We start from the raw sequence: 20,719 nt of genomic DNA, 5'->3' as shown, positions 1-20,719 counted from the left end.
TGCCAACGTCAGACCCGATATGTTGGCCGTGAAGACTATTGCCAAGTTCAATCCGCCCGACAGAATTGGTGGCAACATTGCCAGTGTCAGCAACCCTAGAACCGGCAGCTGGAAGGCAATAGAATTGAAATTGGCCAGCGAAAGGAATTGCGGAGTGGACATGCTGAAGCCAATCAAGACGACAAACAGGAAACCCAGCAAGCCCAAAACATCGCAACCATAAGACGCGCTTAGGCGGGTGATAATCCGGCTCATAATCTGGCCCCTACAACAGGTCGTTTGGTGAAACTGATATTCGACATTGATATGGCCATCAGGATAATCGCGCCAACCACCATTTTGAAGGCAAAAGGCGATACACCCAGCAGGTTTAATCCGTTCTGCGTAATTGCCACCAGCAGCACCCCCAGAAAACTACCCAGCACTGATCCGCGGCCGCCGCCCAGTCGTGCGCCGCCCAGCACCACCGCTGCCAGTACATCCAATTCGCGCCCGATTAGGGCGTTTGGCACCACTTCCTGCACGATATTGACCTGCATCAACCCGCCAATCCCCGCCATCATCCCCATCCAGCCAAAGGCGACTAACTGCATCAGGGCAATATTGATGCCAACCCGTCGCGCACCTTCAGGATTGTCGCCAAAAGCAAACAATTGCCGTCCCGTGGTGGTGCGGTTTATCAACAACCAAGTGGCGGCCACCGCCCCGAACATCACCGCGACTGGCAAAGTCAGTTCAGCCCATGTGCCGCTGGCGGTTTGATGCTCGAATATTAAAATGCGCGAGGTCCACCAATCAGGCAGGTTATACAGATACCGCCCCGATGTGATGAACATCAATAAGCCAAAGAACGCGTTGAAAGTAGCAATCGTGACCATGATCGAAATGATGCGAAAATAGTGGATCAGGATAGCGTTGATAAACCCCAGCCCGATTCCCAACAGTCCCGCTACCAGAAATCCGATAGCCCAGTTGCCACCACCGATAGCCTCGAACACGAAAACCGCAACGTATTGCACCACCGATGCCGCCACAGCAAAAGAGATGTCGATGCCCCCTGCGATCAAAACAACCAACAGACCAACCGCCCAGATTAGATTAACCGCGCTGTTGTTCAGTAGCGAAGTCAAATTAACCAGTGTCAGAAAGCTGTCAGTCGCCAGCGATAGGTAAAGGCAGATGGCAAACAGCACGACAAGCAATCGCGCCTCGGTCGGATATGCGCGCAAAAATCTAACCATAAACGGCATGCTCCAATTCACTCAGAGCAATGTTACGCGGGTCATATTCTCCGACGATCTGCCCTCCGGCCATATGCAGCACGCGGTCGGCGTTAAAGTATACCTCGGGGACTTCATCCGAAATCATCAAAATCGCCAACCCCTGTTCGGCCAATTCACGCACGATACGGAAGATGCCTGCGCGTGCGCCCACATCAACGCCCACGGTGGGGCTGTCCAGGATCAGAATCTTTGGATCGGTGGCCAGCCATTTGGCCAAGACCACCCGTTGCTGATTGCCACCTGACAGGGTGGACACCGCATCTGTTGGGTGGCCGATTTTGACCGCCAGTTTCTCTAGCCAGTGCTGTACAACCGTGGCTTTCTTCTGGGGCGAAATGAGGCCATTATTGCTAGAAATACGAGGCAAGATCGGCAACACTAGATTATCGGCAATAGATTGCGCTTGCACCAGTCCCAGCGCCAGCCGGTCCTCGGAAACATAGGCGATGCCAGCCGCAACTGCCGCGCGGTTTGAACGCAAATCCAGCGCCTGATCCATCAGCCGAATGCTGCCACTATCGGCGCGCGTCATGCCAAATAATGTATGCCCCAATTCTGATCGCCCTGCCCCGATCAACCCCGTCAGACCCAGAACTTCGCCCTCGCGAATGGTCAGGTTGATATCGCTGTATTCCCCTGCGCGGCTTAGCCCTTGGACCTCAAGCACCGGATCAGCCGCAGATTTATCCTGCGCCGCCACATCGGTATCAAAGGTCATGCCAGTCATCAGTTCGGTTAAATGCGACTGGGTCATGCCTTCGGCTGGATAAACTCCCACCAGTTTACCATCCTTGAGCACGGTAACGCGGGTGGCAATCTCCAGCACCTCGGCTAGGCGATGACTAACAAACACCACCGCCACGCCGCGCGCTGACAAAGTGCGCACCACATCAAGTAGGCTGTTGGTTTCGGACTGTGTTAGGGATGCCGTGGGCTCATCCATAAAGATCAGCTGTGCATCACTGACCAATGCACGGGCGATCGCTACGATCTGGCGTTGTGCAATCGGCAAGGTGTTTAGCCGGGCCTCCAGATCAATATCGACCCCAAGCGAAGCAAGTGCCGCGGCCGCCTTGCTGCGCACGCTCCCATAGCGGATCAAACGCGGGCGATTGCCCAGCAAGGTTTCAAAGGCGATGTTCTCGGCCACGGTCATTTCCGGAAATAGCGCCAAATCCTGCCAGATCACCGCGATACCATGATGCCGAGCCTCATTCGGGGTAATGTGCTGGGCCGGCTCCCCGTAAAACTTCATCTCTACACCCGCCTCGGGGGTGTAAACGCCAGTAATGATCTTGATCAGAGTGCTTTTGCCGCAGCCGTTTTCCCCTGCCAGACAATGCACTTCGCCCAGCATAACCTCGAACGACACATCATCCAGTGCAGTCACGCCGCCGAAAATCTTTGTGACGTGATTAAAGGAAATCGCCGGAATGGCGTCGGTGTATTGAGTATCAGGGACCATTACCCGCTTATTCCATATTCGTATGGTTGGCGCGCATGGCTTCGGATGTGATGCCAAGGCGGTCGATCAACTTCAAGATCATCACCTCGAACAGAATGAACAACGCCCCTTCATAAAGCGACCCCATCGGCAGAACCGAGGTTTTCGCCTGACCCTGATCATCGGCCATTGTCTGGGCCGGAAGATGCAGAACGAAATCGGCATAATCAGCACCGCGACCTTGCGGTTGGGCCGTGATGAACAGAACGCTCGCCCCCGCCTCTTTAGCTACATTCAATAGCGCCAGTCCGGTTGAAATTTCGCCCGGCCCGATGGTCACGATGAACAGATCACCCTTGCCGACGGGCGGAGTATTCATATCCCCCTCGACGGCCACCTTTAATCCCATGTGATACAGTCGCATGGCAAAACCCATGATCTGGAGTTTTTCGCGACCACCCGCAAATACGACGATTTTATTTGCTTTGGCTATCATTTCGTTTGCGGTGTCAACATCGGTATCATTCAGACGGTCAAACACATAGGCAAGCTCGTCTAGGGCTGATTTGTATAGCGAAACCATAAGTAAATTCCTGCGTGCACCTATGGGTCAGGTGTAACCCAAACTGTGATAATACAGTCTGTCAATTATGAAAAAAGGGGCCGCATCGCAGCGGCCCTTGTCGAAAACTACAGCCCAAGATCAGCCAGTTCATCAACTGTCTCGGCGTTGATTGCGATCAGGTTATCAGTGATGATGTCGTGACCTTCCATATCGGGATGTACAACACCAAGGCCCGGAATATCCGTTCCATCAGTGATTTCCGTGCCATCCATCAGCAGCTTGCCCATGGTGACAAAAACGCGGCCCGCCTCGGCAGGGTTCCACATGAAACCACCTGAGATCGCACCACTTTTGACAAGTTTGCGACCCTGACCAGGTGAAAACGGTCCAAGTACATAAACTTTGCCAACCATCCGGCGCTCTTCAATCGCACGACCAGCGCCAATTGGTCCTTGGCTACCAAAGGCAAGAAAACCTTTAAGGCCGGGGTTTGCTGCCATCAAGTCAAGCGCGGTTTTGCGGCTGTCGTCCACGCTCTCAGCAACGCCGTAACGCTCGCCAATCAGTTTCATATCGGGGTACTTTCCAGCGATATAGGCGTTGGCATGGTCAGCCCACGCATTGTGCAGCGGAACAGTTAATGACCCCACAAACATCGCGTATTCACCTTTGCCACCCATTTTCTGCGCCAGCAATTCGGCGTGGCTCTCGCCAAATCCTTTGGCCGAAGCCAACTCAAAATCCCAATCCACGTTTATCAGGCCGGGCCCTTCGTGGGCGATGACCTTAATACCTGCTGCGCGCGCTTTTTCCAGAACCGGTTCTAATGCCGCCTCGTCATTTGGCACCACACCAATGATATCAACGCCCTTGGCGATCAAATCTTCAATCGCACGCACCTGAAGGGCCGGGTCAGCGCTGGTAGGGCCAATCATTGTTGCATCAATGCCCAACTCAGCCCCTTTTTCGTGAATGCCGGTTTCCATTGCGTTAAACTAGGGGATGCCCCCAATTTTCACCACAATGCCCATTGTCGGCTTGTCTTGCGCCATTGCGCCAAAAGCAACCGAAACAGCGAGCGCTGCACCTGTTAGAACTGCAGTAAATTTTCTCATACTTTCCTCCCAGAAATATATCCGCCCAATAAGGGGGATGAATTGCACAATCGATTGTTCTTTCGTTATTTACTAATTTCGGCCCACCAAGCTTGGTGCCGGGATTACGTTGTAGTTCAACAGATTCCCGAAATTTTAGAAAATCTGCACAATCGATATTGCACATCGCAACAAAGAATCCGAAACTAGTCAAGATAAATCGTGTTACTAGAATGCGGAAGGCCTGTGAACGTGATGAAACAAAAGCAAAAACCTACAATATATGATATCGCTCAGTTAAGCGGTGCATCCCCGTCGACCGTTAGTGCAGCGCTAAATGGCACATGGAAGGCGCGCCGAATCAGTGAACTGACGGCAAAAAAAATTCAAAAAATTGCTCTGGAACACGGATATACAGCTAACTTACAGGCCCGCGGGTTACGCAAGGCGAAATCTGGGCTTGTCGGTATGATTTTACCAGTTCATGACAACCGCTTCTTTTCCTCAATGAGCCAAAGTTTTGAAGCCCATGTCCGCGAGCGTGGCGGGTGCCCAGTAATTGCCAGCACCTTGCGGGACCCAGAAGAAGAGATCAGGACGGTTGAAACATTGGCCTCCTATGCCGTCGATTCCCTTTTCATTGCCGGCGCATCAAACCCCGAAGCAATCAGCGAAATATGCATCGCAGCGAATATTCCCCATGTTTATATCGATCTTCCGGGTGAACGGGCACCTTCAGTGGTTAGTGATAACTTTCTAGGGGCCAAGATGCTAATTCAGAAAATTCTGGATACTATGCCTCACCATGAAAATCCCAAGCGCGGTCGCCCCTATTTTATTGGGGGAGAGGCTGGTGACTATGCAACCTCGCGCCGCATCGAAGCATTTCGCAAGACAGTTCTTGAGGATACCGGGGCTATTGATGATGACCAAATTATTGCTTGCGGTTACGCACCGGGACAAAGTTACCGCGAGATTGCAGCCTTAAGTGAGCGCCTCGGCGGACTTCCATCCGGATTATTCATGAACTCCCTGACTGCATTTGAAGGTGCCCTGAAATTCTTTGTGACGCTTCCACCATCTGCATTCGAACATAGTGTAATCGGCTGTTACGATTACGATCCGTTTGGCGCGTTCCTACAATTTCCAGTGCATATGATTCGACAAAATTCAGACAGGTTGATCTCCAAAGCCTATGAATTGATCGAAGTTGGGACTGCGGCGCCAGTTTTGGTTGAGATAGAGCCGGACTTGATCCCACCTAGAACAATTTTTTCCGGCCGCTTTTCTGAACTTGGTTAAGCAAACATAAACGGCGCTGTTGCCTTATTTTAAGCGTTGTTGCACGGATCAGACATTTGTCGCAAGGGGCTCTTACCCGTGAATCAGGGTATGCGACTTTCTCGAACACGGGTCTGACGAGCTTGGTCATTTTGTTGAGAATAGCGACACTGATTTGGGTCTCCGTTTGCTGGTTTCTAAAACACCACGTTTTCAATTTCGGCCCTATGACGGCCTTCCAACGCTCAATTCATTGACCGGCAGTGGTTTGCCCTGCAAACCATGAGAGGCTGCGTTTCAATGCGGCTGCGCTGATTATACCCGCTGCTGGATCACTGACATAATGACGCAAATCACGTGCAAACATATGTAACTAATACTACGAAATTTTGCTCACTATGCTAGGCTCTCTAGGAACGTATCCGGACATCCCAAAAGGACGCAATAATATGGACGATCTCGTGCTGATAAACCAGATGCAACCCAGCGTCATGGCCGCGTTAGAGGAAAACTTTGCGATCCAACGGTATTGGGAAGCGGATGATAAGGTGGGTTTTCTTGCTCAAAGTTCAACTGCACGATTCCTGGCGACCAACGGTCATGATGGGTGTTCTGCCGAAGTCATGGATGCCTTACCACAGCTGGAAATCATATCCTGCTACGGAGTTGGAACCGATGCAATAGACCTGCAAGCCGCCAAAGACCGCAGCATCCGCGTGACAAACACGCCCGATGTACTAAGCGATGCGGTTGCAGAGTTGGCGCTGGGGATGATGCTGTCGCTTTGCCGACGTATCGTTGATGCTGACCGGTTTGTGCGAGACGGTAAATGGCTCGCGGGCGGGTACCCTCTAACCGGCGAGTTGACCGGCGCGACCATCGGTATTCTGGGGCTTGGACGGATTGGGAAAGAAATAGCGCGTCGTGCACAGGCCTTCAAAATGCAGGTGGTTTATCATGGCCGGACTCAACAGCGGTTTGAGCCATTCCCCTATTACGATAATCTGGAAGAGATGGCGCGTGATGTGGATTGGCTGATAGTCGTGGTTCCGGGCGGGGTATCGACCACCAAGCTGGTCAATCGCGCGGTATTGAAAGCACTGGGCCCAAACGGAGCCGTAGTGAACCTTGGTCGCGGGTCATTGATCGACGAAGCGGCGATGATCGAGTTGTTGGAGGCCGGCGAATTAGGCGGCGCAGCATTGGACGTTTTTGAGCAAGAACCCAAAATGTCGGATGCACTTTGGGCAATGCCCAATGTGGTCCTATCCCCGCATCAGGGCAGCGCCACAGAAAAAACCCGCTGGGCGATGGGTGATCTGGTTGTCCGCAATTTGCTGGCACATCAAAACGGAATGCCCGTGTTTACGCCAGTTGTGTAAGGATTGGATATGAAAACAATAGCCTTATTGGGGACCGGAATAATGGGGGCACCGATGGCGCGTAATATCGCGCGCGCGGGGTTTTCCGTTCGGGTGTGGAACCGTTCAATGGCAAAAGCCCGCGCCTTGGAGGATGTTGCCGAGGTTTTTAGCGTGGTAAGCGAAGCCGTGTCAGACGCGGATATTATCATCACCATGCTAAAGAATGGCGAGGTTGTAACCGATGTTCTGTTTGGGAAATCAGGAGCGGTTTCGGCCGCAAAACCTGATGCGATCTTTGTCGATATGTCCTCGATCCAGCCCAGTTTGGCGCGTGATCATGCGGTCGAAATTACACGACATGGAAAACAGTATCTGGATGCACCCGTTTCGGGTGGCGAACGGGGCGCGATTGACGCCACACTTGCCATTATGGCCGGAGGTGACGCCGAGAATTATCAAAAGGTTGCGCCGGTTTTTGCCGCTATGGGCTGTGGTACGCATGTCGGCATTCACGGCGCGGGTCAGGTTGCCAAACTGGCCAATCAGGTGATTGTTGCTGTCTCGATCGGGGCGGTGGCCGAGGCGTTATTGCTGGCCCAGGAAGGCGGGTGCGATCCAGCCGCCGTGCGCAAGGCATTGATGGGCGGGTTCGCTACATCGCGGATTCTGGAATTGCATGGCGAACGGATGCTGGCGCGAAACTGGGTGCCCGGCGGGCCGCTGGAATTACAGTTGAAAGATCTGGACAACGCGCTGGATGTGGCCAAGTCGGCAGGACTTAGATTGCCGCTAACCGAACAGGCCCGCGCTGCGTTTTATGATCTGACGCATGATATGGATATGGGTCGAAACGATCATTCCGCCTATCTTTGCTGGCTTGAGGCCCAAAGTCCCGGTCATCGGTTGGGGCAGATCAAAGATCAGGCGGTATCATCCGCTAGAAAATAGCGCACGCTGTCTTCAAAGGATGCATCGACTGCAAATCCGAGCGCCAACCCCTTGTCCGGCGCAAAACGCCCGCGCCATCCCATTACAATCTTTTCAATTGTGCTGTCGGTGTCCCAAGTGATACGGCCTGCGGCGTCCGGTCCGGCAACCGCCGTCATCGCGTCAATCATTTCGCCGATTGTATCAGTGCGGCCGGGCAGGTTTATGTTGCGGTTATAGCCGAAATCCTTGGCCGGAACTGTGGCGGCATGGATCAGGTTTTCAACAACGGTTTTTGGCGCGGTGTGCCACACCGGAAAATCACGCGAAACGGGGCAGTTAGACGTGTCGCCCTGCAATGTGTCGCGAAAGATCGACGACATAAACGAGGATGCCGCCGCATTCGGTTTGCCCGGGCGGATTGTGACAGTCGGCAGGCGCAAGCCTCGCCCGTCAATCAACCCTTTGCGGGAAAAATCCTGTAACAGCAATTCACCGATTGCTTTTTGGGTGCCGTAGGATGATTGCGGGTTCAACTCGACCCCGTCGATCACCGTATCGGGGCCCTCGCCGCCATGCACGGCAACGGATGAGGCATAGATCACCATTGGCGGGGTGCCGGATTGACCTTGCTTCCGAGCCGCCTCAAGGATGTTCATCGTGCCGCCCAGATTGACCCGCATACCTAAATCCAGATCGGCCTCGGCAGCGCCAGACACGACAGCGGCAAGATGGTAGATGATGTCAGGTTTGTCTGCAAACAGGGCGCCGACTTCTGCGGCAACACTTATATCGGCAACGACACGATGCACCGGAATACCGGTGGCAAATTCAGCAGGTTCCTGAATGTCTGCAAGAGTTATGCCGGTAATTTCCTGCCCGTTGATGCTGCCGGTTTCACACAATCGTTTGGCCAGTTTCTGGCCAATAAACCCACCGCCACCTGTAATTAATATCCGCATCAGAGCGACCACCCCCCATCGATAATATGGGGATGCCCCGTGGTGAACCCGCTTTCATCCGAGGCCAGATATACGGCCAGAAACGCGATTTCATCAGTGGTTGCAAGGCGGCCCATCGGCTGGCGGGCAACAAAATCCGCCATTGCCTTGTCAAAGTCGCCAGTGGCATGCAGGCGGTCATGCAGGGATGGGCTTTCGACGGTGCCGGGGCAAATGCAATTACAACGGATACCTTGCGCCACATGATCCTTGGCAACGGCTTTTGTCAGGCCAATCACCGCCGCTTTGCTCATCCCGTAAACCACCCGGCTGGGTGCGCCGATAATAGAGGATGCGGCAGATGACATGTTGATGATCGAGCCTTTTTTGCGCTCCCGCATACTCGGTAATGCGGCGCGGATGGTGTGGAACATGGATTTAACATTCAGGTTAAAGGCAAAATCCATCTCGTCTTCGGTCGCCTCCAGAATGGTGCCATTATGCACAAATCCGGCGCAGTTGAACAAAACTTCGGGCTGGAATTTATCAATTGCCGCCGTGACCGCCGCCGCGTCTGTTGCATCCAGCACCATGGTTTCGCATCCGGTCAGTGTGGCCAGAAGCTCTCCGTTAATATCGGTGGCCAAAACCTCGGCTCCTTCTCGAACGAACGCCTCGGCAGTGGCACGCCCAATGCCTTGGGCCGCCGCAGTTACAAAAGCTTTTTTGCCTTTTAGTCTCATTTTTTCGCTCCGAATTGCTCTTCAAAATAGTTCACCATCTCGGGCACCATACGGTCGCCCCAACCGGATTCTTTTGCACGCTCCAGAGCATTCAAGGCCCCCGGTGCCATCTGGCTTGGCACCCCGAAATCATCCGTCATCCGGGAATAGTACCCGACGTCTTTGTGCGCATTCGCAATAGTGAACGCCAACATATCAGGGATACCGTCAACCGCGTTTGCCTTGATAAACTCCATCATTCCCGACTTTAGCGGCCCCGCAGCCATCACATCAAAAAGCTGTTGGCGCGGCAGGCCTGCAAGGTCGGCCATGGCAAAGGCTTCGGACATGGCAGTGGCGGTTGTCATGGCAAAGAAGTTGTTGATCAATTTAAGCGTATGGCCCACACCTAGGGGGCCAACGTGAAAGACGTTTTCACCCAGATCATCAAAGATCGGTTTTGCTCGTTTGAAATCGGTATCGCTGCCAGCGGCCATGATGTTCAACTTGCCCTCAAGTGCAAACGCGGGTGTGCGGCCCAGCGGCGCGTCCATGTACGCCGCGCCCTGTTTGACCATATCGACCGCGATCTTTTTGGTGGATCCGGGCAAGGATGTTCCAAAATCAATCACCATCGCACCGGATTTCACACCGGCCAAAATGCCATCATCCCCGTATATGCGCCCCTCGACCGAGGCCGAGGTGTCAACGCACAGCATGATAACATCGCTGGCGTCAGCAAGTTCACGGGTGGTGGTGTATTCGGTGGCCCCACGCGCAACGGCGGCATCCACATTGATCCGGCTAATGTTGGCGATGACATTCATTGGATAGCCAAGGTCCATCATACGATTAACCATCGCAGACCCCATAAGGCCCAACCCTATAAAGCCGATGTTTGGTTTTGTCATTTTAGCATCCTCTCTTTTGTTCGGGCTCGCCCGCACCCTACATTACAGCACCGATTTGCCATGGCACGAATTCGGAATCCCCAAGGCCTTGCGCCTCTGATTTTGACGATGCACCCGATGCAACATCCAAAATCATCCGGTATATTTCGCGCCCAACGGTTTCTACAGTTTCGCCATCACTCAGGATCACTCCCGCATTCAGGTCCATGTCATCGCTCATCCGGTCATACATCTGGGTGTTTGTGGCAATCTTGATGGTCGGCGCCGGCTTTGAGCCAAACGCCGATCCACGCCCCGTTGTAAAGGTGACGATCGTGCATCCGCTGGCAATCTGCCCCGTCACCGAGGCCGGATCATAACCGGGGCTGTCCATGAAAATGAAGCCGTGTGCGGTGACTGGTTCGGCGTATTTATAAACACCGTTCAGCGGGGTGGTGCCGCCCTTGGCCGCAGCGCCCAGCGATTTTTCCAGAATGGTTGTTAGCCCGCCCTTTTTGTTGCCGGGCGACGGGTTGTTATCCATCGAGCCCTTGTTGCGGGCGGTGTAATCCTCCCACCAATCAATCAAACCAATCAGTTTTTCACCAACTTCGGGCGTTGCGGCGCGGCGGGTCAGCAAATGTTCAGCGCCGTAAATTTCAGGGGTTTCAGCCAAAACGCCAGTGCCGCCTTGCGCCGTCAGCAAGTCACAAGCATATCCGAGCGCCGGATTGGCGGTGATACCGGACCACGCGTCCGAGCCGCCACATTGCAGCGCCACCATCAAATCCGAGGCAGGACAAGGCGTGCGGGTTGCCTGATTTGCAAGCGGCAGCATCGCCGTCACCTTGTCGATCCCCAGATCAACGGTTTTGCGAAACCCCGCGACATCCTGAATGTTCATCGCCTGAAACAGCGGGCCCTGGGTGATGCCGTATGCTTCTAGCAGCCAGTCAATCTGCATCATCTCGCAGCCAAGGCCCACCATCAGAACCCCCGCCACATTCGGGTGGCGCGCATACCCCCACATCACCCGCTGCAACGCCTCGAACCCGTCACCATCCCCCGCCATGCCGCAACCTGTGCCATGGGCAAAGGCCACCACGCCATCAACATTCGGAAAAGCCGCCATAAGGTCGGGCGTGAAATGCGCGGCAATCATGCGGGCGGCTGTGGCCGAGCAATTCACCGATGTTATAACGGCGATGTAATTGCGGGTTCCCGCCCTGCCATTTTCACGCTTATACCCCATGAACGTGTCGCGGATTTTTGCCGGATCAACAGCTCGCAGGTCAGTGCCGAATTCGTAGTCTTGATCGACATTACGAAACGCCAGATTATGCGTATGCACATGATCGCCTGCCGCAATGTCCTCACTCGCATATCCGATGATCTGCGCGTATTTAAGCACGGGTTCCCCGCTTTTAATCGCCTGCGTCGCAATCTTATGGCCGCGCGGGATGTTATGGCGAATGTAAATTCCTTCGCAATCCGTTCCTTCGGAAAGCGGTGCAATGGCGGTAACCACGTTATCGGCAGGATCAAGACGGACAATTTGTTTCATAAGTATACTCATGCGCAATAAGGGGCGGAATTGTCCCATCGGTATAACGAGACATGATTGTTGGCTGCAAGTTCTGCGCGCGTATCTTCCCACAATTGCAGCCATCTTGCAGGGTCGGATAAAACGCTTTCTGGCTTGCGTTTGCTACGGGCAACAAAGGCGGGAAAATGTGCGCGGCCCGTGGGCTGGCCCGTCACATTATAGCGGATATCGAATGACCAGCGAAACCCGTCTGTGTGATTTACGCGCGAACCGTGCGGAACCAGCGGGTGAAAAATAATAATCCCGCCGCTGTTAACCGGCAATGCTTTTGCGTTATCTTTGTCGATCAACACATCTGGAATACCCACTTGGGTTTTATTGCAATGCGGTATCAAGCCTTTGGTATGACCACGCGGTTGCACCTGCAAGCAGCCGTTTTCCCTGGTTGCATCAGATACCGCGATCCACACCGTGATTAGTTCGGTTTTATCCGCAGATTCATGAGTGACACCCTGATCCTGATGCCAGTCTGTTTTGGTTATATGTCCACGGTTTTCATCACTGTGCAAATCATTGGCAGGCGGCTTGATCCGAACATGTTGAATAGGGTTCGAGGTGATCTCGGGCCCGATTAGACATTGTACAATATCCAACAAATTCGGGGTGGTCAGCAGATTGAACACCGCTGGGCCAAAATGGAACGGTGTATCAGTTTTGATTTCATTTGCGGGCAGCGAAATGTCCATGGGTTGAAACCAGTCACAGCCCGCACGGTATGCTGTTAGAAATTTGTCGTCAAAATCCATGCCATCGGGTGATGGCACTTTTCCCTCGCTATGCCACCCTGCATACAAACGATCCATAAGCGCTGCGTATTCTTGGCGCACCGGATCCAGTACTGTCTTCTGGTCGATCACGTTTTCAATATCGAGGTATCCTTCCTCCTCGAAAAAGCGGATTTGGTCTTGAGACAGCATTTTCTTTCCTAACGTGTTTGGCCCCTAAACATACGGCTCAGAGGAAAACGGTTACAAGATTTGGCCATAGCAAAAGCAAGATCAAGGCGACGAGCTGGATCGCGATAAACGGCAGGAAGCCGCGGAAAATATCAGTCAGTGAAATATGCGCCGGGGCGACAGATTTCAGATAGAATGCTGCGGGCCCAAACGGGGGCGACAAAAAACTGACCTGCATATTCATGGTGAAAACCACGCCGAACCAGATGGCGACGTGTTTGGGCTCCAGCGTTCCGATAAAGCCCAGTTCCTCGACCGGCAGTTTTTGCACAATTGGTAGGAACACCGGCATTATCAGCAGCACGATGCCAACCCAGTCCATGAACATTCCCATGATCAGGAAAATCAGCATCATCACCAGTATGATACCCATCGTTGGCAGCTCGGCCCCGACGATCATGTTGGCAATGAATGTCGGGCCACCCGCCAGCGTATAAGCGGCGGCGAGCGAGGCGGCGCCAAGCGTCACCCAGATGATCGTGCCGGTGGAGCGCAGGGTGCGTATCAATGAATCCCAGACGATGTCAAATGTCATCTCGCGGCGCAGAACTGAAATGATGAACACGGTAATCACGCCCATGCCCGCCGCCTCGGTGATGCCGGTAATGCCGCCGTAGATTGATCCAAGGACCACGCCGATGACCAGGATCGGGGCCACCAGCCCTTTGCCCATCTGCCACGCTAACGTGGTGCGGTCGCGTTTGAATACGAAGATGATCATTAGAGCGGCGGCGGCAAACACGCCCGCCAGTGGCAAAAGATGCGAGGTCATTCCCAGCGGGATCGGCTCTACCCCCTCAAGAACTATATTGGCACCGGTGAGAGTAAAGAACAGCGCCCGCATAAAAAGGGCGGCACTGATCCCCACCGTCAGAATAGACAGAAACGCCGAGAACAATATCGACTTTTCCCCGCCCGAAGGGTCGTTGGGATCAGGCTCCGGCAGAGGGGCGTCCTCGGGGTGCAACCGTGTGCGCACGATGATGTAGATGATGAACATGGATGCCAGAATAAAGCCTGGCAAGAACGAGGCAGTAAACAACGCCTTTATCGAGGTTTCAGTAATGAGCCCGTAAAAAATCAGCACAATTGACGGTGGGATCATCGTACCCAGTGACCCACTGGCGCAGATCGTGCCGATTGCGAGGTTCTGGTTATATCCAAGCCGCAACATTTGCGGCAAGGCAATCAGGCCCAACAGCACCACTTCGCCGCCAATAATACCAGACATTGCCGCCATGATAACAGCCATGATCGAAGTCACGATCGCAATACCGCCACGGGTTCTGGAGAGCCATGCATTAAGGGATGTATACATATCTTTGGCGATGCCGGTTCGTTCCAGTAGCGAGGCCATAAATATGAATAACGGCACTGATATGAGCACATAGTTGGTTAATTGTCGATAAATCGCCTGCCCCATCACGCCCAACGGCCCGCGCCCGAAGTGACCAAATGTGATGTCTGGTCCAAATTTGAGAACCAACACACCAACCGCAAGAGTAGCCGAAGCAAAGCCAAGCGGCATACCGATGGCCAGCAGGAAAAACAATCCCAATAGCAGCAGAATTGAAAGGGTTCCGATATCGACCATTGCGTTAGTCCTTAATGCTTTGACGAATATGCTCGATTTCGGATTCGTCGATATCGTCCATAGGGGTGTGTGATTCTGGCAGTTTGTTCCAGTCTGCAATCAGGTTTGAAAGCGCCTGAATGGCAACCAGCAAGATGACAATTAAAATGGCCGGCTTAATCGTTGCCGGAAGCGGTGGATCCCATGCGGTCCCAAAAGTTTCCCAACGAAAGAATTTGGCCTTGGCCTCGCCGTACCCCCCCCAAATAAGGGAGATCGTAAAGACCCATAAAAGAACGACGGACAATGTATCCGACGCCTTTTGCAACCATCGCGGAAACATGTCGTAGATCACGTAAATCCGGATGTGGCTGCGTTGCTGCATGGCGTATAGCCCCGCGAACAAAAAGATAAACCCGGCAAGCCAAAGCGACAGTTCATTTGCCCACAGGGTCGGCTTGTTAAAAATGTAGCGCAGGATGACCTCGTACAGCATGACGCAGACAACAAAGACCACGGCAATCATGGTAATGCGCGCCCAAATCAGGCTAAAGACGTCAAAGAACCCTTCGGGCTTTGGTTCGATTGCACCCCTGAAATCTGAAAAATAGATCGCCGAAGCCAGAAGCGCGACACTTCCGGCAATCAACATCAATAGAACGGAAATATTGGTGGACGGGTGCAGGATTGTGCGCAATTCGATACCCAATCCAATGGTCATCTGCCCAATGACAACCCATGCCGATAGCGCAATAAATACAGCAATACTGGCCCACATCGCCTTGCGAACGATTGACCGAGCTTTCTGCCCCAGCCAAATGCTTGTATCAGTCCCCGGCATATTCGCCCCTAAACCCAGAATTTCGTTTTTAGATCATTGCGGTGAGCCCCGAGAGGCTCACCGCGGGATGTTAAATACAGAATTGGGTTATTCAATCATACCCATCCGGCGCAGGAACACGCGGTGTGCTTCAACCAAAGCAGCGGCTTCGGGTGTTTTTGCGGCCCAGCCATCCCATGCACGCTGTGCACCAGCGCGGAATTCTGCGCGGTCTTCGGGTGACCAGTCATGCAGGGTAACACCTTGCGCCTGAAGCATTACTTTTGCTTCGTTGTTGGCCAGTTCGGTGTTGAGCGAAAGATCAAGCGACATTGCCTGCCCTGCAACTTCGATAATACGCTGAATGTCAGCGGGCAGCCCGTTCCAGACATCAAGGTTAAACGAAATGTGGTCAGCAGGCATAGAATGGAAGCCCGGGTATGTTGCGTGTTTCACGATGTCATAGAGGCCAAGCCCGACGTTGTTCGCAAGCGACGACGCATCCGCACCATCAATAATTCCTGTTTCAAGCGCTGTGAAAATCTCGGTGAAATCCATCACAATTGGCGATGCGCCCAATTCGGCGAAAATCTCTGTCTCAAGACCAGGAGGAGAACGGAATTTCCAGTCTTTCAGGTCAGCCAGATTTGTCAATGGTTTGCCCGAGGCGAAAGATTCCTGACCGGGAATTCCCCAGCTTACAAGATGCATATTATAGGAATGATACAGTTCGTTCGCGGCCTCTAGGCCCCCACCGTTGTAAAGGAATGAATACAGCTGCCAAGGCGTGTCATAACCACCCATCGGGTCTCCAATAAACTGGAACGCGGGGTTCTTACCTGTTTGGTATCCGCCGCCGGTAAAATCGCCGTCCAGAATGCCAGTCGAGGCAGCGTCAAATGTTTCCACGGACGCCACAACAGAGGATGACCAGAACAATTCGATCTCGACACGGCCACCAGCCATGGCGGTCACATCATCGACAAATTTCTGGATGGACTGACCCGAAACAGTTTCCGGTGCGTGGTGCGTTTGAATGCGCAGATTAATTTCGGCAGCGAATGCGCTACTGACCATAAAGGCAGCAGCTGCCGTTGTGGCCATAAATGTTTTGAATTTCATTTGTTCCTCCATTTGAACTGTTGGTTAATAAGCCGCCCCCGTTCCCCGGGGTGTCGTTTTAGTCATGAGGTAAATCAGTATAGCAGATGCAAATTCATAGCAAGATTATTAGGTATACCAAATAATAGATCGCCATTCCTGACAGAAATGTGTAAACGGATTGGAGTAGTAGAATCTCTTGCGATGGGCAGAAAAATGGCAAAAAGCGCTAATGAACTACAGGAAATCCCGACGCTTTCGCGCAAACGGTTGGGCGCCCAAATAGCCGATGTTCTAAGAAAACAAATACTGTTGGGCCAGATGGCACCCGGCAGCAACATTCCCGAACGCGAGACTGCGATGGCGCTCGGGGTTAGCCGAACACCCCTGCGCGAAGCCTTGGTGATTCTCGAAGGTGAAGGGCTGATATTGATGGCCCCCGCCCGCAGTCCGATCGTGGCGAACCCGACGCCGGATGACCTGATACAATTGCTGCTGGTTCAAAGCGCGCTAGAGGCTTTGGCGGGGGAATGTGCCTGCGAAAAAATCACTCCTGACGAGCTAGCGACCATAGAGGAAATGCACCAGAAAATGGTGGCCACTGCCGGGGACGCCGAGTCGATAGATTTTTTCACGACCGACATGGCCTTTCATGAGGCAATTGTCGCAGCCACCAAGAATAAACCGTTGATCAAAACCCATAGGCAATACAATTCACGACTATGGCGGGCGCGGTTTATGTCGTCACGCCGACGGGTGAAAAAGCGTTCCCTTACCTTGGGTGAACATGGCGCAATTGTCGAAGGATTGAGGATGCACGACAAAGAAAAAACATCCAGTGCGTTAGAGGAACACCTGCGAACTGCGATCAAAAATATTTCAAGTATTTTTGCCGAAGAACAGAACCAATCATAAAAGGCAACACCGCCGAATAAGATGTGTGGAGAATGGACATGGACGAAAAATCAACACGGGCCAACCGGAAATTCCGCTCGCAGGAATGGTTTGACAACCCCAACAATCCTGCCATGACCGCCCTATATATCGAGCGCTATCAAAATCAGGAATATACCCGTGACGAACTGCAATCGGGGCGCCCAGTTATTGGCGTGGCCCAAACCGGTTCTGATCTGGCGCCGTGCAATAAAATCCATGTTTTCCTGATGGACAGGATCAAGGCGGGCATCCGCGATGGCGGCGGTATTCCAATGGAATTTCCGGTGCATCCAATTCAGGAAACCGGCAAACGGCCAACGGCAGCGCTTGACAGAAACCTTGCCTATCTCAGCCTTGTCGAGGTTTTGCACGGTTACCCGATTGACGGCGTCGTGCTGACCACGGGCTGCGATAAAACCACGCCGGCAATGCTGATGGGGGCGGCAACTGTGGATTTGCCAGCAATCGCTCTGTCCGGTGGCCCGATGCTGGATGGGTGGTGGAAGGGCGAATTGGCCGGGTCCGGCATGGTCGTTTGGGAGGGCCGCCGCCTGCTGGCCGAAGGTGTGATAGATTACGATGAATTCATGTCCCGCGTCTGCGCCTCGGCCCCATCGCTTGGGCATTGCAACACGATGGGCACCGCCAGCACGATGAATTCATTAGCCGAGGCACTGGGAATGAGCTTGCCTGGGTGCGCCGCAATCCCTGCCCCCTTTCGCGAGCGTATGGCGATGGCCTATGAAACCGGCAAGCGGATCGTGGGGATGGTTCATGAAGACCTGTGCCCTTCGCAAATTATGACCCGTAAAGCGTTCGAGAACGCCATTCGGGTCAACACCGCGATTGGCGGCTCCACCAACGCACCGCCGCACCTGCAAGCCATCGCCCGCCACGTCGGGGTAGAGCTGAATATCCGCGATTGGCAGGAATACGGGTTTGAGCTGCCATTGTTGGTGAATATGCAGCCTGCGGGCAAATATCTGGGCGAAAGCTATTTCCGCGCAGGCGGCGTGCCTGCGGTGATGGGCGAGCTGCAAGAGGCGGGGCTGCTGCACGAAGATGTAATGACCGTTTCGGGAAAACCGATGGGCGAAACCCTGACCGGGGTGCGCAGTGTAAACCACGATGTCATTGCCACCGTCGCCAACCCCTTGCGCAAAAGCGCGGGCTTTCTGGTGCTGAATGGAAACCTGTTTGACTCGGCCCTGATGAAAACCAGCGTTATATCGGATGAATTCCGCGCTCGGTTCCTTAGCAAACCGGGTTCCGAAAACATAATGCAGGCCCGCGCCATCGTATTTGAGGGGCCGGAGCATTATCATGCCACCCTGAACGACCCATCGCTTGAAATAGACGAGAACAGCATACTGTTCATTCGCGGCGTTGGTTGTGTCGGCTATCCGGGCTCCGCCGAGGTTGTGAACATGCAGCCACCAGACGCCCTGCTCAAGGCGGACGTGACGCATCTGCCAACGGTCGGGGATGGTCGCCAGTCCGGCACCTCGGAAAGCCCCTCAATCCTGAATGCCTCGCCTGAATCGGTGGTCGGCGGGGGATTGGCCCTGTTGAACACAGGCGACATGGTGCGGCTTGACCTGAACGCCCGCACATTGAATGCGCTGGTGGACGAGGCAGAATGGGCCGAACGGCGGGCAAACTGGACCCCGCCTGACCTGCATCACCAAACACCGTGGCAGGAAATTTATCGCGCCAATGTAGGGCAACTGGCCGAGGGCGGGTGCCTAGAGCTTGCAACCTCGTATCAAAAAATCAAACGCGATCTGCCGCGTGATAACCACTAGAGGCTATTTGGAATATGCTACTGGGATGTATAGGCGATGATTTCACCGGCTCGTCAGACCTTGCCAATACCTTGACCAAAGGCGGCATGCGGGTCACGTAATATAGCGGGGTTCCATCTGGCGATGCGGATAAAAGCGTGGAGGCGGGCGTGGTGGCCCACAAGTCCCGTACCATCCCGCCGGATGAGGCCGTTGCGCACTCTTTGGCCGCGCTGGAGTGGTTGCTGGAACAGGGTTGCCAGCAGATATTTTTCAAATATTGCTCGACCTTCGATAGCACACAAACCGGAAATATTGGCCCCGTCCCCGATGCCCTTGCCGACAGGCTGGGCGAAAACAGGGTGATTATCTGCCCTGCCTTTCCTGCAACAGGGCGGTCCGTTTATCAGGGGCATTTGTTTGTGAATGACCGGTTGTTGAATGAATCCGGTATGGAAAACCACCCGCTAACCCCGATGACCGATGCTGATCTTCGCCGCTGGCTCGCCCCGCAATCCACGCGCCAAATCGCCCATATCCCGACCACGACTGTGATGGAGGGCGCAGATAAAATCCGCAACGCTCTTGATAATATCACCACCCCGTCGCTGATCGTGGTCGACGCCATTCGCGACGATGACTTGTACCAGATCGGCAAAGCCGCGGCGGGGCTTCGCCTGATTACGGGCGGATCGGGCGTGGCCTTGGGGCTGCCCGAAAATTTCCGGCTAACGGGTGCAGAAAACAACTGGTGTGGCCAGACGGGCGCTGGTGTTATTCTGTCGGGTTCCTGTTCAACGGCAACCCGTGCGCAGGTGCAGCATTACGCACAAAACCACCCCGCGTTAGAGATTACTGCCGATGGCGTGATTGACGGCGCAACAACTGCGAAAACCGTTGCCACATGGTTGTTGGCGCATTTGGATGAAGCGCCCTTGGTGTATTCTTCGGCTGATCCTAAAACTGTGGTACGGGCACAGGATCAGTATGGCCGCGATGTAATTGCCAGCATGATCGAAGGGTATCGTCAAGTTGTTGGCCTAGTTTGAGTTTTCCTCAAACGGACAGATCTACCCTGCCGCGATTTCGCGCGTAATGTCGGTCCAGATCGCAAAGGCATCTGATCTGGCATGACGGTAAGAAATAGCAGTTAATCGGTGGCGGCGGGGTCGGAAAAGAACATTGATTTGATCGTGTGCGGATAGAAAATGTTGGGCATGTCGGGGTGATTTGAACCGACCCATAACGCGTTCTCTACGGCGGGTTGGCTTATGCGAAACCTCAGCGCAATTGTTCAAACCTTTGTGGCTGCGATGTTCTAGCCCAGGAGCCAGATCACGTTTTGCAGCCCCGTATGAGCGCAATTTGTCAGTGATCATCACCCTTGGTACGCCGTATTGCTTCATCAATTTGCGCATGAACCGCTTGGCAG

General features: G+C 53.7%; 18 protein-coding genes and 3 pseudogenes. 6 read left to right on the top strand and 15 right to left on the bottom strand.

What is annotated here, in order from left to right; all coding sequences use genetic code 11:
- From ACWB12_RS04880 to ACWB12_RS04860, 5 genes and pseudogenes are all read right to left on the bottom strand, one after another.
- Positions 1-255: pseudogene (locus ACWB12_RS04880) on the bottom strand (hypothetical protein); the annotation flags it as partial.
- On the bottom strand, positions 252-1,241 hold the full coding sequence (locus tag ACWB12_RS04875) for an ABC transporter permease (RefSeq protein WP_479528945.1): 990 nt from the start codon (positions 1,239-1,241) through the stop codon (positions 252-254). The gene ACWB12_RS04875 and the pseudogene ACWB12_RS04880, both read right to left, overlap by 4 nt.
- Positions 1,234-2,748 (bottom strand): sugar ABC transporter ATP-binding protein, encoded by a 1,515-nt coding sequence (locus tag ACWB12_RS04870; RefSeq protein WP_479528944.1) that lies wholly within the window; start codon positions 2,746-2,748, stop codon positions 1,234-1,236. Before ACWB12_RS04870 ends, ACWB12_RS04875 begins: the two co-directional genes overlap by 8 nt.
- 7 nt (positions 2,749-2,755) lie before the next feature.
- Entirely contained in the window at positions 2,756-3,310 is a 555-nt protein-coding gene (locus tag ACWB12_RS04865) for an SIS domain-containing protein (RefSeq protein ID WP_479528943.1), read from the bottom strand.
- 107 nt (positions 3,311-3,417) lie between these two features.
- Positions 3,418-4,278: a substrate-binding domain-containing protein gene (locus ACWB12_RS04860; protein WP_479528942.1), complete on the bottom strand. Its 861-nt coding sequence runs from the start codon at positions 4,276-4,278 to the stop codon at positions 3,418-3,420.
- A 363-nt stretch (positions 4,279-4,641) separates the two neighbouring features.
- Between ACWB12_RS04860 and ACWB12_RS04855 the strand changes: the two genes are divergently transcribed.
- Positions 4,642-5,688, top strand: coding sequence for a LacI family DNA-binding transcriptional regulator (locus tag ACWB12_RS04855; RefSeq protein ID WP_479528941.1), 1,047 nt, complete (start codon positions 4,642-4,644; stop codon positions 5,686-5,688).
- 109 nt (positions 5,689-5,797) lie between these two features.
- Here ACWB12_RS04855 and ACWB12_RS04850 read toward each other — a convergent pair.
- Positions 5,798-5,911, bottom strand: a pseudogene (locus ACWB12_RS04850) (IS5 family transposase); the annotation flags it as partial.
- A 205-nt stretch (positions 5,912-6,116) separates the two neighbouring features.
- Between ACWB12_RS04850 and ACWB12_RS04845 the strand changes: the two are divergent.
- Both ACWB12_RS04845 and ACWB12_RS04840 read left to right on the top strand, forming a co-directional pair.
- Positions 6,117-7,049: a 2-hydroxyacid dehydrogenase gene (locus tag ACWB12_RS04845; protein ID WP_479528940.1), complete on the top strand. Its 933-nt coding sequence runs from the start codon at positions 6,117-6,119 to the stop codon at positions 7,047-7,049.
- Between the two features lie 9 nt (positions 7,050-7,058).
- Positions 7,059-7,979, top strand: a complete 921-nt coding sequence (locus ACWB12_RS04840; RefSeq protein ID WP_479528939.1) for an NAD(P)-dependent oxidoreductase — start codon at positions 7,059-7,061, stop codon at positions 7,977-7,979.
- On the opposite strand, the gene denD is transcribed toward ACWB12_RS04840, so the two are convergent.
- From denD to ACWB12_RS04800, 8 genes are all read right to left on the bottom strand, one after another.
- The gene (gene denD / locus ACWB12_RS04835) at positions 7,952-8,920 is read right to left on the bottom strand and encodes a D-erythronate dehydrogenase (RefSeq protein ID WP_479528938.1); all 969 of its coding nucleotides are present in this window, start codon (positions 8,918-8,920) and stop codon (positions 7,952-7,954) included. The two genes, ACWB12_RS04840 and denD, sit on opposite strands and share 28 nt — an antisense overlap.
- Positions 8,920-9,642, bottom strand: coding sequence for an SDR family oxidoreductase (locus ACWB12_RS04830; RefSeq protein WP_479528937.1), 723 nt, complete (start codon positions 9,640-9,642; stop codon positions 8,920-8,922). Before ACWB12_RS04830 ends, denD begins: the two co-directional genes overlap by 1 nt.
- On the bottom strand, positions 9,639-10,568 hold the full coding sequence (locus ACWB12_RS04825) for an NAD(P)-dependent oxidoreductase (RefSeq protein ID WP_479528936.1): 930 nt from the start codon (positions 10,566-10,568) through the stop codon (positions 9,639-9,641). The genes ACWB12_RS04830 and ACWB12_RS04825 overlap by 4 nt, the downstream gene beginning before the upstream one ends.
- A gap of 1 nt (position 10,569) precedes the next feature.
- Positions 10,570-12,075 (bottom strand): UxaA family hydrolase, encoded by a 1,506-nt coding sequence (locus ACWB12_RS04820; protein WP_479528935.1) that lies wholly within the window; start codon positions 12,073-12,075, stop codon positions 10,570-10,572.
- Between the two features lie 8 nt (positions 12,076-12,083).
- Positions 12,084-13,034, bottom strand: a complete 951-nt coding sequence (locus tag ACWB12_RS04815; protein ID WP_479528934.1) for a phytanoyl-CoA dioxygenase family protein — start codon at positions 13,032-13,034, stop codon at positions 12,084-12,086.
- Positions 13,035-13,071: 37 nt separating this feature from the next.
- Complete coding sequence (locus tag ACWB12_RS04810; protein ID WP_479528933.1) at positions 13,072-14,667, bottom strand: TRAP transporter large permease; 1,596 nt, start codon at positions 14,665-14,667, stop codon at positions 13,072-13,074.
- 4 nt (positions 14,668-14,671) lie between these two features.
- Positions 14,672-15,343: a TRAP transporter small permease subunit gene (locus tag ACWB12_RS04805; protein WP_479528932.1), complete on the bottom strand. Its 672-nt coding sequence runs from the start codon at positions 15,341-15,343 to the stop codon at positions 14,672-14,674.
- Positions 15,344-15,574: 231 nt separating this feature from the next.
- Positions 15,575-16,588 carry a TRAP transporter substrate-binding protein gene (locus ACWB12_RS04800; protein WP_479528931.1) on the bottom strand — a complete coding sequence of 338 codons (1,014 nt, stop codon included), beginning with the start codon at positions 16,586-16,588 and terminating at the stop codon, positions 15,575-15,577.
- 195 nt (positions 16,589-16,783) lie between these two features.
- Here ACWB12_RS04800 and ACWB12_RS04795 point away from each other — a divergent pair, with 195 nt between their 5' ends.
- The 3 genes and pseudogenes from ACWB12_RS04795 (at position 16,784) to otnK (ending at position 20,336) form a co-directional block, all read left to right on the top strand.
- A complete protein-coding gene (locus ACWB12_RS04795) occupies positions 16,784-17,482 on the top strand; it encodes a GntR family transcriptional regulator (RefSeq protein WP_479528930.1) in 699 nt (232 codons plus the stop codon).
- A gap of 38 nt (positions 17,483-17,520) precedes the next feature.
- A complete protein-coding gene (locus tag ACWB12_RS04790) occupies positions 17,521-19,308 on the top strand; it encodes an IlvD/Edd family dehydratase (protein ID WP_479528929.1) in 1,788 nt (595 codons plus the stop codon).
- 14 nt (positions 19,309-19,322) lie between these two features.
- Positions 19,323-20,336, top strand: a pseudogene (gene otnK, locus ACWB12_RS04785) (3-oxo-tetronate kinase).
- 21 nt (positions 20,337-20,357) lie between these two features.
- Here the strand turns inward: otnK and ACWB12_RS04780 are convergent.
- On the bottom strand, positions 20,358-20,719 hold a 362-nt coding region (locus tag ACWB12_RS04780), incomplete at its 5' end, for a DDE-type integrase/transposase/recombinase (RefSeq protein ID WP_479528928.1).

The sequence above is a fragment of the Profundibacter sp. genome (genome assembly GCF_056498605.1).
The sequence above is the reverse complement of the archived record's forward strand: the minus strand, read 5'-3'. Positions and strand labels throughout refer to the sequence as shown.

Coding starts and splice junctions, on each gene's coding strand:
- ACWB12_RS04875 (WP_479528945.1), bottom strand. CDS start 1,241: ATGGTTAGATTTTTGCGCGCATATCCGACCGAGGCGCGATTGCTTGTC.
- ACWB12_RS04830 (WP_479528937.1), bottom strand. CDS start 9,642: ATGAGACTAAAAGGCAAAAAAGCTTTTGTAACTGCGGCGGCCCAAGGC.
- denD (WP_479528938.1), bottom strand. CDS start 8,920: ATGCGGATATTAATTACAGGTGGCGGTGGGTTTATTGGCCAGAAACTG.
- ACWB12_RS04795 (WP_479528930.1), top strand. CDS start 16,784: ATGGCAAAAAGCGCTAATGAACTACAGGAAATCCCGACGCTTTCGCGC.
- ACWB12_RS04865 (WP_479528943.1), bottom strand. CDS start 3,310: ATGGTTTCGCTATACAAATCAGCCCTAGACGAGCTTGCCTATGTGTTT.
- ACWB12_RS04870 (WP_479528944.1), bottom strand. CDS start 2,748: ATGGTCCCTGATACTCAATACACCGACGCCATTCCGGCGATTTCCTTT.
- ACWB12_RS04860 (WP_479528942.1), bottom strand. CDS start 4,278: ATGGAAACCGGCATTCACGAAAAAGGGGCTGAGTTGGGCATTGATGCA.
- ACWB12_RS04855 (WP_479528941.1), top strand. CDS start 4,642: ATGAAACAAAAGCAAAAACCTACAATATATGATATCGCTCAGTTAAGC.
- ACWB12_RS04800 (WP_479528931.1), bottom strand. CDS start 16,588: ATGAAATTCAAAACATTTATGGCCACAACGGCAGCTGCTGCCTTTATG.
- ACWB12_RS04820 (WP_479528935.1), bottom strand. CDS start 12,075: ATGAAACAAATTGTCCGTCTTGATCCTGCCGATAACGTGGTTACCGCC.
- ACWB12_RS04815 (WP_479528934.1), bottom strand. CDS start 13,034: ATGCTGTCTCAAGACCAAATCCGCTTTTTCGAGGAGGAAGGATACCTC.
- ACWB12_RS04845 (WP_479528940.1), top strand. CDS start 6,117: ATGGACGATCTCGTGCTGATAAACCAGATGCAACCCAGCGTCATGGCC.
- ACWB12_RS04810 (WP_479528933.1), bottom strand. CDS start 14,667: ATGGTCGATATCGGAACCCTTTCAATTCTGCTGCTATTGGGATTGTTT.
- ACWB12_RS04790 (WP_479528929.1), top strand. CDS start 17,521: ATGGACGAAAAATCAACACGGGCCAACCGGAAATTCCGCTCGCAGGAA.
- ACWB12_RS04840 (WP_479528939.1), top strand. CDS start 7,059: ATGAAAACAATAGCCTTATTGGGGACCGGAATAATGGGGGCACCGATG.